The following is a 12,549-nucleotide window of genomic DNA, read 5'->3' on the forward strand; positions in this document are numbered from 1 at the left end:
GCCTCCGTCGTGACGGCGCTCAGTGCCGGTCGACCCACTTGAGCGCGAACAGGCCGAGCGCGAGATAGATGAGGCCCGGTGTCGCCGCGGTCAGCGGCGCGGGCCACGTGTTCAGCGTGCCGATGTGCGAGAACAGCGTGTTGAGCAGCTGGAAGCTCATGCCGAGCATGATGCCGCCGAACACCTTCACGCCGACCACGCCGGCACGCGTATGCAGGTACGCGAACGGCAGCGACAGCACGAGCATCACGAACACCGCGAACGGGTAGAGCAGCTTGCGCCACAGTGCGATGTCGTAGCGCTGCGTGTCCTGCTGGTTTTCGCGCAAGTGCTGGATGTAGCGGAACAGGTTGATGAGCGACATCCGTTCCGGCGACACGAGCAGCACCGACAGGATCTGCGGCGTCAGGTCCGAGCGCAGCCGGTATTCGGGCAGCATCACCTGCTGCGACCGGTATATGGGGTTCAGCGCGTCGGCCGGTTCGCCGCTGATCGGCTTGATCGGCGTCAGTTCGGTTTCCGTCACACCCTTGAGCAGCCAGTGGCCGGGCGGCTCGTAGCGGCCGGTCTGCGCGATCCGAACGTTCTGCAGCTGGAATTTCGAGTCGAATTCGTAGATGCGCACGTTGCTGATCGTCGAATCGGGCGACAGGCTGCCGACGTTGACGAAGCGCGTGACCTGCTCGCCGTTCTCGCGGGCCGCGAGCGTGTCCTTCACCCACACGCCCGACTGGAAGTTCGACGATACCGACGCGCCGAGCGCCTGCAGCCGCACGCGTTCGGACAGCTGGTCGGCGTACGGGCCGACGAATTCGCCGATCAGGTAGGTGATGATCACGAGCGGAATGCCGATCTTCAGCAGCGAGCGCAGCGCCTGGTTGGTCGCGAGGCCCGACACGCGAAAGATCGTGAATTCCGAGTTCGCCGCCATTTGCGCGAACACGTAGATCGCGCTGATCAGCGCGGCGACCGGGATGATCTCGTAGAAGCGCGACGGGGTCTGCAGCGCGACGCGCAGCACCGCGTAGCCGAACTTGTAGTTGCCGTGCCCGACCGAGTTCAGTTCGCTGATCAGGTCGAAGAAGAAGAACAGGCCCGAGAACGCGAACAGGATGAAGACGAACGTGACGTAGATCTGCCGCGCGAAGTATTTTTCATAGAGCCGCATCGATCATGCTCCCGAGCGGCCGAACAGCGCGCGTGTAAACAGCGGACGATTGCGCACGCGCAACCAGAAGATGAACGCGACGATCGCTGCGACGACCAGGTGCAGGCCGACGAGGCCGACGCCGAACGACATCTTGCCCTGCTCGATCTGCGACTGCACGACGTTCAGCAGGTTCGAGTACGTGAGGTAGATCAGCACGGCCATCACGAGGTTGATCGTGCGGCTGCGGCGCGGGTTCTGGTACGACAGCGGAATGCCGAGCACCATCAGGTTGATCGCGATCAGCGGCAGCCCCGCGCGCCACGCGAATTCCGCGAGGTTGTCGCGCGTCGGGTTGCGCAGCAGGTCGGGCGTCGGCGTGCTGTTGGTGGTCGGTACGTTGGTGACCGGCGTGCTCGTGATCTTCACGCCGTAGCGCTGGAACTCCATGATCTTGAAGTTCGGCTGGCCGGGCGTGCCGTCGTAGCGGCGGCCGTCCTCCAGCACGACGAAGCGATCGCCGTCCTTCGTTTCCGTGTGGCCGGTGTGCGATACCACGACGTTGACCTTGCCGTTCTCGGTCGACGTGACGAACACGTTCTGCACCTTGCTCTGGTCCGGCGACATCTTCTCGATGAAGAACACGCGATGGTTCGACGCCGATTCGCGGAACTGGCCTGGCGCGAGCAACGAGATCTCGTCGCGCTGCTGGAAGCGCGCCTTGATCATCTTGCTCTGCTGGTTCGACCACGGCCAGCCGACGAACGCGAAGAACGCGATCAGCAGGATGATCGGCGTGGCGAACACGCCGATCGGCTTGATCAGGCGCGTGAGGCTCACGCCCGACGCGAGCCAGACGACCATTTCGGAGTCCCGGTACCACCGGGTCAGCACGAACAGGATCGACACGAACAGCGTGACGACGAGCATCACGGCGAGATAGCCGATCACGGTCAGGCCGATCAGCACGAGCACGTCGCGCGGATCGATTTCGCCGGACGCGGCATAGCCGACGATGCGGATCATCATCGTCGTGAGCATGATCGTGAGCAGCACCATGAACACGGCGCCAGCCGTATACGCAAGCTCGCGCTGGAGGGAGCGTTCGAAGATCATTCTTGATGAGAAGAGGGCGGGAGGCTGCGCACGCGTGGTGGAGCGCTCGCGCCGCCACGGGAAAAATAGCGGATAATTGCGGCTTTCATCCTTAGCCCAGATTTTATCCGAGGACAAGCGCGATGGACTTTAGCATAAAAGGCTGTGATTGGAGCAAAGGCGAGGCCAAGGGGTTCCTGACCGGGAAGTCCGACTGCATCGTGCTCGGCATCTTCGAGGCGCAGACTCTCTCGGGCGCGGCGCTCGACATCGACACGGCCACCAAGGGGCTGATCTCGCGCGTGGCGAAGGCCGGCGACATGGACGGCAAGCGCGGCAAGACGCTGTTCCTGCACGAGGTATCGGGCATCGGTGCGTCGCGCGTGCTGCTCGTCGGCCTCGGCAAGCAGGATGCTTTCAATCAGAAAGCCTACAACGACGCGGCGACGGCCGCATGGCGCGCGCTGCTGGCCACCAAGGTCGTGCAGGTCACGTTCACGCTCGCGCAACTGCCGGTCGACGAGCGCGGCTCCGACTGGGGCGTGCGTGCGGCGATTCTCGCGCTGCGCAACGAGACCTACCGCTTCACGCAGATGAAGAGCAAGCCGGAACCGGCGTCGCATGCGCTCAAGCGCGTCGTGTTCAGCGTCAATCCGGCCGATGAAAAGGCGGCGAAGCTGGCGGCCAAGCAGGCCGTCGCGCTGGCGAACGGGATGGACCTCACGCGTGACCTCGGCAACCTGCCCGGCAACGTGTGCACGCCGACCTATCTCGGCAATACCGCGAAGAAGATCGCGAAGGATTGGGGTCTGAAGGTCGAGGTGCTCGGCCTGAAGCAGATCCAGGCGCTCAAGATGGGCTCGTTCCTGTCGGTCGCGCGCGCGTCGGTCGAGCCGCCGCAGTTCATCGTGCTGCATTACCAGGGCGCCGCCGCGAAGGCCGCGCCGGTCGTGCTGGTCGGCAAGGGCATCACGTTCGACACGGGCGGCATCTCGCTGAAGCCGGGCGAGGGCATGGACGAGATGAAGTACGACATGTGCGGCGCGGGCTCGGTGCTCGGCACGATGCGTGCGGTCGCCGAAATGGGCCTGAAGATCAACGTCGTCGCGATCGTGCCGACCTGCGAGAACATGCCGGGCGGCAACGCGACGAAGCCGGGCGACATCGTCACCAGCATGAAGGGGCTGACGATCGAGGTGCTCAACACCGACGCCGAGGGCCGCCTGATCCTGTGCGACGCGCTCACTTATGCGGAACGCTTCAAGCCCGCAGCGGTGATCGACGTGGCGACGCTGACGGGCGCTTGCGTGATCGCGCTCGGCGGACACAACAGCGGCCTGTTCTCGAAGGACGATGCACTCGCGGGCGAGCTGCTCGACGCCTCGCGCGAAGCGAACGATCCGGCGTGGCGCATGCCGCTCGACGACGAATACCAGGATCAGCTGAAGTCGAATTTCGCGGACATCGCGAACATCGGCGGGCGTCCGGCCGGCGCCGTGACGGCGGCGTGCTTCCTGTCGCGCTTCACCGACAGCTATCCTTGGGCACACCTGGACATCGCCGGCACGGCGTGGAAGGGCGGCGCGGCGAAGGGTGCGACCGGCCGTCCGGTGCCGCTGCTCGCGCAGTTCCTGATCGACCGCGCCGGCCAGTGATGGCAGGTCTCACGACGATGCGGGTGCGCGGGCAATGACGCGAATCGATTTCCATTCGAACGTCGGCGATTCGCTCGCGTACGCGTGCCGGCTGCTGCGCAAGGCCTACCAGGCCGGGCAGCCGGTCGTCGTGCTCGCGGAACCCGCGCGCCTGCGCGCGCTCGACGAGCAGCTCTGGACGTTCTCGCCGCTCGATTTCATTCCGCACTGCGGCGTCGACAGCGCGCATGCGGCCGGCACGCCGATCGTGCTGACCGCTGATCTCGACCAGGCGCCGCATCACCACGTGCTGCTGAACCTCGGCGCGGCCGTGCCCGCGCAGTTCGCGCGCTTCGAACGCCTGCTCGAGGTGGTCGGCAATGCGCCGGACGAACTGGCCGCGGGCCGCGACCGCTACCGCTTCTACCGCGATCGCGGATACGCGCTGAACAACTACAAGCAAGGCAGCTAGCCGAAACCGTCGACGGAGCGTCCCCGTGACACAAGCCGAATCCTCTTCGATCCCGACGCTGACCGACGTGCTGGTGCCGGGCAAGCCGGTGCCGGCGCGTTCGTCCGCGACCGATATGCCGCCGCGCGACGATGCCGCCGCGCCGGAGCGCACGGGAACCGACCCCGAATTCGTGGTGGTCGAGCCGGTGCCGACGCCGGACGTCCCGACCGTCGAACTGCCGGGCGACAGCGATGCGCCGGCGCAACCCGGTGCCGCCGGACACGTCGTCGCCGAGGAATCGGCTGCGGCGCAGGCGCCGTTGCGCTCCGCGCTGGCCGATGACGAGGGGCAGCAGGCCGGCGTTGCCGCGACGCCGCGCGAGCCCGGTGAAGCGATGCCGTCCCACGCGGGCGCACCGGCTGCCGACGGGCTGGCCACCGATCATCCTGCTCGCGCAGCGCTTCCGGAGTCGCGTGCGGCCGGCGCGCTGACACCGGAGGACGCGCACCATATCGCCGAGCGTCTGCGCAATCGGCTGACGAATTATCTGACCGGGGAAGGGCGCGAGGTCATCGGGGCACGCTGCCGCGACGCGCTGCACGACCATACGGCCTGGCTGGTCGGCCAGATCACGCGCGAAGTGGCGCTGGCGCTCGAAACCGAAGTGATGGAATGGGTTCGCGACGCGGTCGACGAAGAGATCGCTCGCCGCCGGACGGGTCGTTCAGGCTGAGCGCACGGCGAGTGTCGTGCGCTGGCGCCGCGGGCGCGGCTCCGATCGCCGTTGTTGACGATCGCCGATCCGGTTGCAACGAGAGGCATGGAATCGTGCCGGGTGCCAGGCGCGGCGCGCGCCCGGTCATCCAACTCAGTGGAGCGACAGCACCCACTGCGCGAGCGTGTGCGCCTCGACGCTCGTCAGCTGCGTATTGGCGGGCATCGGCACGCCGCCCCACACCCCGACGCTGCCCTTCACGATTGATTGCGCGAGGTAATCGACGGCGTCGGCACGTGCCGCGTACTTGCCCGCGATGTCGTGGAACGACGGGCCCATCAGCGGCTTGCCGACCGCATGGCAGGCCATGCAGTTCTTGCGCTGCGCGAGCACGAGTCCGTCGCTGGCCTGGTCGGCGTGTGCCGCCGCCGCGCCGCCGGTCAGCAGCGCCACGAGCAGCGCGCGCGATATCGTCTGTTTCATGCGGTTCTCCGCCGGCGGGAACGGCCGGCTTCACGGTCCGCGCATTATAAAAGCAAAGGGAATGCGCGTTTTGCGCGTTTCCCCGGCGGCCGTCTGCAATGGGGTCGCATGACCTGCGTGCCGCATCAGCCGGTGACGGCACCCTTGTTCGCCGGGCGGGCGAGGGCTGCGTACTTGGCGAGCACGCCGCGCGTGTAGCGCGGCGCCGGCTGCTTCCACGCGGCGCGCCGGCGCGCGAGCTCGGCGTCGTCGACGTTCAGCTGCAGCACGAGCCGGTGCGCATCGATCGTGATCGAGTCGCCTTCCTGCACGAGCGCGATCGTGCCGCCGACGAAGGCCTCGGGCGCGACGTGCCCGACCACCATCCCCCAGGTACCGCCCGAGAAGCGGCCGTCGGTGATGAAGCCGACCGATTCGCCGAGCCCCTTGCCGATGATCGCCGACGTCGGCGCGAGCATTTCCGGCATGCCGGGGCCGCCCTGTGGACCGAGATAGCGCAGCACCAGCACGTCGCCTGCGCGGATCCGGTCGCCGAGGATCGCGTCCATCGCGCTTTGCTCGTCGTCGAACACGCGCGCCGGGCCCGTGATCACCGGGTTCTTCAGGCCGGTGATCTTCGCGACCGCACCGTCTTGCGCGAGGTTGCCCTTCAGGATCGCGAGATGCCCTTCCTTGTACAGCGCGCGGTCGATCGGGAAGATCACCTTCTGGTCCGCGCGCGGCACGCCCGGCACGTCCTTCAGCTCCTCGGCGATCGTGCGGCCGGTGATCGTCATGCAGTCGCCGTGCAGCAACCCCGCATCGAGCAGGATCCGCAGCACCTGCGGGATGCCGCCGGCCTGGTGCAGGTCGGTCGCCACGTACTGGCCCGACGGCTTCAGGTCGCAGATCACCGGCACGCGCTTGCGGATGCGCTCGAAGTCGTCGATCGTCCAGTCGATCTCGGCCGCGTGCGCGATCGCCAGATAGTGCAGCACCGCGTTGGTCGAGCCGCCAGTCGCCATGATCAGCGACACCGCGTTCTCGATCGACGCCTTCGTGATGATGTCGCGCGGCTTCAGGTCGCGCTTCACGGCCTCGACCAGCACGCGCGCCGATTCGGCGGCCGAGTCGACCTTCTCCTGATCGGGGTTCGCCATCGTCGACGAATACATCAGCGACATGCCGAGCGCCTCGAACGACGAGCTCATCGTGTTCGCGGTGTACATCCCGCCGCACGACCCCGACGTCGGACACGCGTTCTGCTCGACACCCTCGAAATCTTCCTGCGACATCCGGCCCGCGGTGAACTCGCCGACCGCCTCGAACGACGACACGATGGTCAGGTCGCGGCCCTTCCAGTGGCCGGGCCGGATCGTGCCGCCGTACACGTAGATGCCCGGCACGTTCAGGCGCGCGAGCGCGATCATCCCGCCCGGCATGTTCTTGTCGCAGCCGCCGACCACCACCACGCCGTCCATCCACTGGCCCTGCACGCAGGTCTCGATGCAGTCGGCGATCACTTCGCGCGACACGAGCGAATACTTCATGCCCTCGGTGCCCATCGACATGCCGTCCGAGATCGTCGGCGTGCCGAAGATCTGCGGGTTCGCATCGGCCGCCTTCACGGCCGCGACGGCCGCGTCCGACAGCCGCTGCAGGCCCGAGTTGCACGGCGTGATCGTCGAGTGGCCGTTCGCGATGCCGATCATCGGCTTGTCGAAATCGTCCTTCTGGTAGCCGAGGGCGTAATACATCGAGCGATTCGGCGAACGGGCCACGCCTTGCGTGATGTGCTTCGAGCGACGGTTGTACGGCATGGGGGACTCCATCGTTGTATTGGCGACTCCCGCGAACGGCGCGCCGGTTCGGATCAATCAAGAATGGAGTTTCCGGTTTGGAATGTCCAATATATTATTTGTCGATTATTAAGTCGTTTTGCGAATGAGTAAGACATGGCCGACCCGACGCCCGATCTGCGCCAGTGGCGCTATTTCGTGACCGTTGCCGACGAGCGCCATTTCGGCCGCGCGGCCGAGCGCCTGTCGATGACGCAGCCGCCGCTGTCGCAGGCGATCCGGGCGCTGGAGGAGGCGCTCGGCGTCGCGCTGTTCGCGCGTACCAAGCGCTCGGTCGCGCTGACGGCGGTCGGCGCGGCGCTGCTGCCCGACGTCCGCCGGCTGCTCGCGTCGGCTGACGCGCTGCCGCCGCTCGCGCGGCGTCTCGCGCGCGGCGAAGCCGGTTCGCTGTCGCTCGCGTTCGTGTCGACCGCCGATTACGGGCTGCTGCCGTCGCTGCTGCGCGCGTTCGGCGCACGCTATCCGCACGTGCGGCTGCAGCTCGCGGAAGCGACGAGCGACGTACAGATCGACGAACTCGTCGCCGGCCGCATCGACGCGGGGCTCGTGATTCCGCCGGTGCCGCCGCGCCACGCGGCCGGGCTGTCGTACCTGCCGGTCGTGCGCGAGCCGCTGGTGGTCGCGATGCCGGCGGCCGCGGCCCCCGGCGTGCCCGAAGACGAACCCGTGCATCTGGCCGAGCTGTCCGCGCTGCCGCTCGTCATCTTCCCGCGTCGTTTGGCGCCCGGCTTTTATGACATCATTACGGGCTGCTACGGCGCGGCGGGGGAAACCCCGCGCATCGGCCAGGAGGCAATCCAGATGCAGACGATCGTCAGCCTCGTGTCGGCCGGCATGGGCGTCGCACTGGTGCCGCAGTCGTTGCGTAACCTGCGGCGCACCGGCGTGGTCTATCGGCCGCTCGCCGGCGACGCACCGGTCGTCGAGACTGGCCTCGTGTGGCGCACGGGCGATGTCAGCCCGGTGCTCGCCGGCTTCATCGACGTCGTGCGCGCGCACGGTCTTGCCGCATGATGCGAACGATGGCGCGCCAGCGCCGTCCAATGCGCGGTGCGGCGCCGGTGCGAGCGCCGTACCGCATTCGAAAACTTCATCGCTAACCCATGATCATTCACCCGAATTTCGACCCCGTAGCGATCCATCTCGGGCCGCTGGCCGTGCGCTGGTACGGCCTCATGTATCTCGTCGGCTTCATCGCGGCGATCGTCGTCGGCCGGATCCGCCTGAAGCTGCCGTACGTCGCGGCGCAGGGCTGGACCGCCAAGGACATCGACGACATGATGTTCTACGGTGTGCTCGGCACCGTGCTCGGTGGCCGGCTCGGCTACGTGCTGTTCTACAAGGCCGACTTCTACTTCTCGCATCCGCTCGACGTGTTCAAGGTGTGGGAAGGCGGAATGTCCTTCCACGGCGGCTTCCTCGGCGTGACGCTCGCGATGGCCCTGTTCGCGTGGCAGCGCAAGCGTCACTGGCTGCAGGTCACCGATTTCGTCGCGCCGATGGTGCCGACGGGGCTCGCGGCCGGGCGGCTCGGCAACTTCATCAACGGCGAGCTGTGGGGCCGCGTGACCGATCCGAGCGCGCCGTGGGCGATGCTGTTCCCGGGCGCGATGCGTGACGACGCGGCGTGGCTGCCGAGGCATCCGGCGCTCGTCGAGAAGTGGCATCTCGCCGACGTGTTCATGCAGTACCAGATGTTGCCGCGCCATCCTTCGCAGCTCTACGAAATCGCGCTCGAAGGCGTTGCGCTGTTCTTCGTGCTCTTCTTCTTCTCGCGCAAGCCGCGGCCGATGGGCGCGATATCCGCGCTGTTCCTGATCGGCTACGGGCTCGCGCGCTTCACGGTTGAATTCGCGCGTGAACCGGACGACTTCCTCGGCCTGCTTGCCCTCGGCCTGTCGATGGGGCAGTGGCTGTCGCTGCCGATGATTCTCGCGGGCATCGCGCTGCTGGTGTGGGCGTACCGTCGCCGCGCGGCGAGCGTGGCGGCGTGATGTTGCTGCGTCATGCGGTTGCGTCACGCGCGAGCTGTGTGACGCATGACGCGTGATGCGTGATGCGATGCGGATGCGCACGATCGGCGTGCGCATCGATCGCAGGCTCTCGAACGAAAAACGCCGGCCCGAAGGCCGGCGTTTTCGCATCTGCCGCGCGTTGTGCGACGTGCGTTACTTCATCTGCACCGAGCCGTTGACCGTGACCGACACGGTCGCCTTGCCGCCTTCGACCGAGATCGGCGCGCTCATCTTCGCGCTGTCCGTCGGTGCCGCGGCCATCGCCAGCATGCGCGGGTACGGCTGCACGTTGCGGCTGCCGCCGACGTTCACGTCGCGGATCGAGTAGCTGTTGTAGCCGAAGGCCTTCGCGGCTTCGTCTGCGCGCGCGCGGAACGACTTGATCGCTTCGGTCGTGAGCTTCTGCTCGGCCGTGCGCTGTGCTTCGGGCGACAACGAGAACTCGACGTTCGCGACCTGCATCTGGTTCGACAGCTGGCCCGCGAGCTTCGACGCCGCCGCGAAATCGCGCGATTCGAGCACGACTTCGGTACGGCCGCGCCATGCGGAGATCTTGCCGTCGCGATCGGTGCTCGGATACACGGAGAACGCACCGGTGTGCGCGGTGACGCCCGATACGCCCTTCGCCTGCGCGAGCGCCGCGTCGGCCCGCTGGTTGAGCGCGGACGTCAGGCTGCCCGGGTCCTTCGCCTGCTGTTCGTAGAACAGCGTGATGTGGATGATGTCCTGCGGCACGTCGGCGCTGGCCTGCGACGACAGCGACAGCACGCCCGCCGGTTCCGGAAAGTGCGGGTTCGCGGTCTGCGCGTGCGCGGCCGGTGACGCGAGCGTCAGCGCGACGGGCACGGCGGCGGCGAGGGCGAGCGACAGCGCGAGTGCGGATTTCTTGGTCATTGTTGGACTCCTTGTGCGAGGGCGCGCATGCGGATCACGCGTGCGCGACGCGGGCGTACCGCGCGACGAAAAAACGGCCGTCGTCCCGATCGGGCGACAGCGGTTGCTTAGGCTGCACGAACGCGTCGCGAGTTCCGTGGCGGCGGCGCGTCTTGACGGGATTTGACCTTTGCTGTTTGTCTGTTGCGCGTGCCGCGACTGCGTGCGCCTACTTCATCAGCCTTTCGGTGATGAAGCGCCACTCGGCGCGCGTGACGGGTGTGATCGACAGCCGATTGCCGCGTGCGAGCACGCGCATGTCGGCGAGTTCGTCATGCTCGCGCAATGCGGCGAGCGGCACGAGCGGCGACTTCTTCACGAAGCGCACGTCGACGAGCAGCCAGCGCGGTGCTTCCTGCGTCGACTTCGGATCGTAATACGGGCTTTTCGGATCGAACTGGGTGGGGTCGGGGTAGGGCGTCGACGAGACTTCGGCGAGGCCCGCGATGCCCGGCTCAGGGCAGCTCGAGTGATAGAACAGCACGCCGTCGCCGATCTTCATCGTGTCGCGCATGAAATTGCGCGCCTGATAGTTGCGCACGCCGGTCCATGGCAGCGAGTGCTGCGGTGCGTGCGCGAGATCGTCGATGCTTGCTTCGTCCGGTTCGGACTTCATCAGCCAGTATTGCATGGATCGTAATCGACGCAGAAAGGGCTGCTACAAAAGGAAACGGCATCGGGGATCCCCGATGCCGTTGGATAGGCCCCCGCCTTGGCCGCTAGGCCGGCATCCTGAACCTGGGGTTCAGAATTGGTCGCAGTTAGCAGCACTTCGGGTACATCAGACAGAGTGACGCGCGCGCCCGTGCTACAAATTTCCGCAACCGTGCACATGGCATTGGTTCAAGGAATATATGACCTTGGCGAACCAGGCAGGGAAGCTGACTGAACTGTGTTTCGTTGCGCCAATTTGACCACCGTTGATCGCCGAGATCAAGGGGAATCGACGCATCGATCAAACGTTACTGCGTCTCGTGCTGTGCGAGCACCGCGCCGAGCTGTTCGTTCATCTGGTGCATTGTACGACGGATTTCTTCCGCCGGAAATGCTTCACCGTGACGCACGCTCGTTTGCAGTCGCAGCAATTCGGATGCGAGCGACAGTGCCGCCATCACCGCGATACGGTCGGTGCCGCGCACCGAACTGTTCGCGCGGATCTTCGACATTTCAGCGTCGACGCGTGCGACGGCCTCGAGCAACGCCGCTTCGGTCTCGGCCGAACAGGCGAGCCGATAGGGCTGGCCGAGAATCGAGACTTCGATCTGCTTGGTGCTCATGCATGTTCTCCGTGGCTGGCCGCGTCGTCGCCATCCGTGCGCGCCTGCGCATCGAGCAGGTCGAGCTGGTTGTCGGCTTGCTCTGCGTTCTTCGTGCGCGGCAGCTTTTCGAGAATCGCGTTCAGTTTGACCTGAGCGTCGTCGATCTTTGCCGACAGCGTGTCGCGCTCGGCCGCGAGCGCATTGCGTTCGTCGCGCAGTTGCGCGAGTTCCGCGCGGACCGTGTCCGCTTCCGCGCGCATTTGCGCGACTTGCTCCTCGAGCGCGAGCCGTTCCGCGTGATAGCGCTTGTTCAGCGAGATCAGACGGCCAATATTTTGAGATAAGGTTTCGAGTTCGTTGAGCATTTGCTGCGTCCTCTAAAGACCCAGCATTTTAGCGCGGAATAACGCGCATTCCGACATCTGTAACGTTTCCAGTCGTAACACCCCGGCTTCTTGCCGCGAATACGCGGCTCCGGCGTGTTCGCGGCGTGCTCCCGGCATACGTTCGGCCGCTTTCTTGACGCTTGCGCGACCCGCTCCTAAACTGGCGCCGCCTCGGTGCTCGCGCGCGTGTCGCGCGGTTAAACGGGAAGCAGGGCGCGTGCTCCGCATGGAGATCGCCAACCTGCGCTGCCCCCGCAACGGTAAGCGGCCGCGTCGGACGACGCAGGCCGGCTCGGGCGCGTTTCGCGTGCAGGTCGCACGCGGGCGCGGGCCACTGCGCGTGATACGCGCGGGAAGGCGAGCCGGTACGCCGCCAGCCCGGATACCGGCCGAGGCGGGGAGCCTGTACGGCTTCATGACGCGCGGCCTGCGGGGACGCGGGGCGCGCAGTGCTTCACGGGACTTGTCTTCGATGCTGACCCCAATCGTCCGCACGGCCTCCGGCGCACGCCGCGGCGCGCCGCATCTCGCCGTCGCGCACACTGCGGCGGCGGCTGGTTCGCCCGGATCGGCGACGACGCAGGCCGTTG

At 66.6% G+C, this 12,549-nt stretch carries 13 protein-coding genes, 1 other RNA gene and 1 riboswitch; of the genes, 5 read left to right on the top strand and 9 right to left on the bottom strand.

Annotated features, from left to right (window positions below; translation table 11 throughout):
• Window positions 1–19 precede the first annotated feature (19 nt).
• Together lptG and lptF are read right to left on the bottom strand one after the other, a co-directional pair.
• Window positions 20–1,168, bottom strand: coding sequence for an LPS export ABC transporter permease LptG (gene lptG, locus DIE08_RS03730; RefSeq protein ID WP_124901033.1), 1,149 nt, complete (start codon window positions 1,166–1,168; stop codon window positions 20–22).
• 3 nt (window positions 1,169–1,171) lie between these two features.
• Window positions 1,172–2,263, bottom strand: coding sequence for an LPS export ABC transporter permease LptF (gene lptF, locus DIE08_RS03735; protein ID WP_124901034.1), 1,092 nt, complete (start codon window positions 2,261–2,263; stop codon window positions 1,172–1,174).
• Window positions 2,264–2,385: 122 nt separating this feature from the next.
• Between lptF and DIE08_RS03740 the strand changes: the two genes are divergently transcribed.
• From DIE08_RS03740 to DIE08_RS03750, 3 genes are read left to right on the top strand one after another with little or no spacing between them, the layout of a single operon-like run.
• Window positions 2,386–3,897 carry a leucyl aminopeptidase gene (locus DIE08_RS03740; RefSeq protein WP_124901035.1) on the top strand — a complete coding sequence of 504 codons (1,512 nt, stop codon included), beginning with the start codon at window positions 2,386–2,388 and terminating at the stop codon, window positions 3,895–3,897.
• Between the two features lie 34 nt (window positions 3,898–3,931).
• Window positions 3,932–4,348, top strand: coding sequence for a DNA polymerase III subunit chi (locus DIE08_RS03745; RefSeq protein ID WP_059603821.1), 417 nt, complete (start codon window positions 3,932–3,934; stop codon window positions 4,346–4,348).
• Between the two features lie 25 nt (window positions 4,349–4,373).
• On the top strand, window positions 4,374–5,063 hold the full coding sequence (locus DIE08_RS03750; protein WP_124901036.1) for a DUF2486 family protein: 690 nt from the start codon (window positions 4,374–4,376) through the stop codon (window positions 5,061–5,063).
• A gap of 135 nt (window positions 5,064–5,198) precedes the next feature.
• Here DIE08_RS03750 and DIE08_RS03755 read toward each other — a convergent pair whose 3' ends face one another.
• A complete protein-coding gene (locus DIE08_RS03755; protein ID WP_059603815.1) occupies window positions 5,199–5,528 on the bottom strand; it encodes a c-type cytochrome in 330 nt (109 codons plus the stop codon).
• 125 nt (window positions 5,529–5,653) lie between these two features.
• Window positions 5,654–7,327: a dihydroxy-acid dehydratase gene (gene ilvD, locus DIE08_RS03760; RefSeq protein ID WP_059603812.1), complete on the bottom strand. Its 1,674-nt coding sequence runs from the start codon at window positions 7,325–7,327 to the stop codon at window positions 5,654–5,656.
• 135 nt (window positions 7,328–7,462) lie between these two features.
• Between ilvD and DIE08_RS03765 the strand changes: the two genes are divergently transcribed.
• Window positions 7,463–8,380, top strand: coding sequence for a LysR family transcriptional regulator (locus tag DIE08_RS03765; RefSeq protein WP_124901037.1), 918 nt, complete (start codon window positions 7,463–7,465; stop codon window positions 8,378–8,380).
• An 89-nt stretch (window positions 8,381–8,469) separates the two neighbouring features.
• The gene (lgt, locus tag DIE08_RS03770) at window positions 8,470–9,360 is read left to right on the top strand and encodes a prolipoprotein diacylglyceryl transferase (protein ID WP_124901038.1); all 891 of its coding nucleotides are present in this window, start codon (window positions 8,470–8,472) and stop codon (window positions 9,358–9,360) included.
• A gap of 174 nt (window positions 9,361–9,534) precedes the next feature.
• On the opposite strand, the gene DIE08_RS03775 is transcribed toward lgt, so the two are convergent.
• The 5 genes from DIE08_RS03775 to DIE08_RS03795 form a co-directional block, all read right to left on the bottom strand.
• Complete coding sequence (locus DIE08_RS03775) at window positions 9,535–10,275, bottom strand: SIMPL domain-containing protein (RefSeq protein WP_059603803.1); 741 nt, start codon at window positions 10,273–10,275, stop codon at window positions 9,535–9,537.
• Window positions 10,276–10,483: 208 nt separating this feature from the next.
• Window positions 10,484–10,945: an EVE domain-containing protein gene (locus DIE08_RS03780; RefSeq protein WP_059603800.1), complete on the bottom strand. Its 462-nt coding sequence runs from the start codon at window positions 10,943–10,945 to the stop codon at window positions 10,484–10,486.
• A 69-nt stretch (window positions 10,946–11,014) separates the two neighbouring features.
• A non-coding RNA gene (gene ssrS / locus DIE08_RS03785) (6S RNA) lies at window positions 11,015–11,196 on the bottom strand.
• Between the two features lie 80 nt (window positions 11,197–11,276).
• On the bottom strand, window positions 11,277–11,591 hold the full coding sequence (locus DIE08_RS03790) for a cell division protein ZapA (RefSeq protein ID WP_011885730.1): 315 nt from the start codon (window positions 11,589–11,591) through the stop codon (window positions 11,277–11,279).
• Window positions 11,588–11,938: a hypothetical protein gene (locus DIE08_RS03795; protein ID WP_059603797.1), complete on the bottom strand. Its 351-nt coding sequence runs from the start codon at window positions 11,936–11,938 to the stop codon at window positions 11,588–11,590. The genes DIE08_RS03790 and DIE08_RS03795 overlap by 4 nt, the downstream gene beginning before the upstream one ends.
• A 176-nt stretch (window positions 11,939–12,114) precedes the next feature.
• Window positions 12,115–12,368: riboswitch (cobalamin riboswitch) on the top strand.
• The last annotated feature ends 181 nt before the right edge of the window (window positions 12,369–12,549 follow it).

The sequence above is a fragment of the Burkholderia sp. Bp9004 genome, from assembly GCF_003858025.1.
GTDB classification, from domain to species: Bacteria; Pseudomonadota; Gammaproteobacteria; order Burkholderiales; family Burkholderiaceae; genus Burkholderia; species Burkholderia diffusa.

Excerpts from the sequence above, each read along its gene's own strand:
- lptG (WP_124901033.1), bottom strand. The coding sequence starts at position 1,168 with ATGCGGCTCTATGAAAAATACTTCGCGCGGCAGATCTACGTCACGTTC.
- DIE08_RS03755 (WP_059603815.1), bottom strand. The coding sequence starts at position 5,528 with ATGAAACAGACGATATCGCGCGCGCTGCTCGTGGCGCTGCTGACCGGC.
- DIE08_RS03745 (WP_059603821.1), top strand. The coding sequence starts at position 3,932 with ATGACGCGAATCGATTTCCATTCGAACGTCGGCGATTCGCTCGCGTAC.
- DIE08_RS03775 (WP_059603803.1), bottom strand. The coding sequence starts at position 10,275 with ATGACCAAGAAATCCGCACTCGCGCTGTCGCTCGCCCTCGCCGCCGCC.
- DIE08_RS03740 (WP_124901035.1), top strand. The coding sequence starts at position 2,386 with ATGGACTTTAGCATAAAAGGCTGTGATTGGAGCAAAGGCGAGGCCAAG.
- DIE08_RS03790 (WP_011885730.1), bottom strand. The coding sequence starts at position 11,591 with ATGAGCACCAAGCAGATCGAAGTCTCGATTCTCGGCCAGCCCTATCGG.
- lgt (WP_124901038.1), top strand. The coding sequence starts at position 8,470 with ATGATCATTCACCCGAATTTCGACCCCGTAGCGATCCATCTCGGGCCG.
- lptF (WP_124901034.1), bottom strand. The coding sequence starts at position 2,263 with ATGATCTTCGAACGCTCCCTCCAGCGCGAGCTTGCGTATACGGCTGGC.
- DIE08_RS03795 (WP_059603797.1), bottom strand. The coding sequence starts at position 11,938 with ATGCTCAACGAACTCGAAACCTTATCTCAAAATATTGGCCGTCTGATC.
- DIE08_RS03765 (WP_124901037.1), top strand. The coding sequence starts at position 7,463 with ATGGCCGACCCGACGCCCGATCTGCGCCAGTGGCGCTATTTCGTGACC.
- ilvD (WP_059603812.1), bottom strand. The coding sequence starts at position 7,327 with ATGCCGTACAACCGTCGCTCGAAGCACATCACGCAAGGCGTGGCCCGT.
- DIE08_RS03780 (WP_059603800.1), bottom strand. The coding sequence starts at position 10,945 with ATGCAATACTGGCTGATGAAGTCCGAACCGGACGAAGCAAGCATCGAC.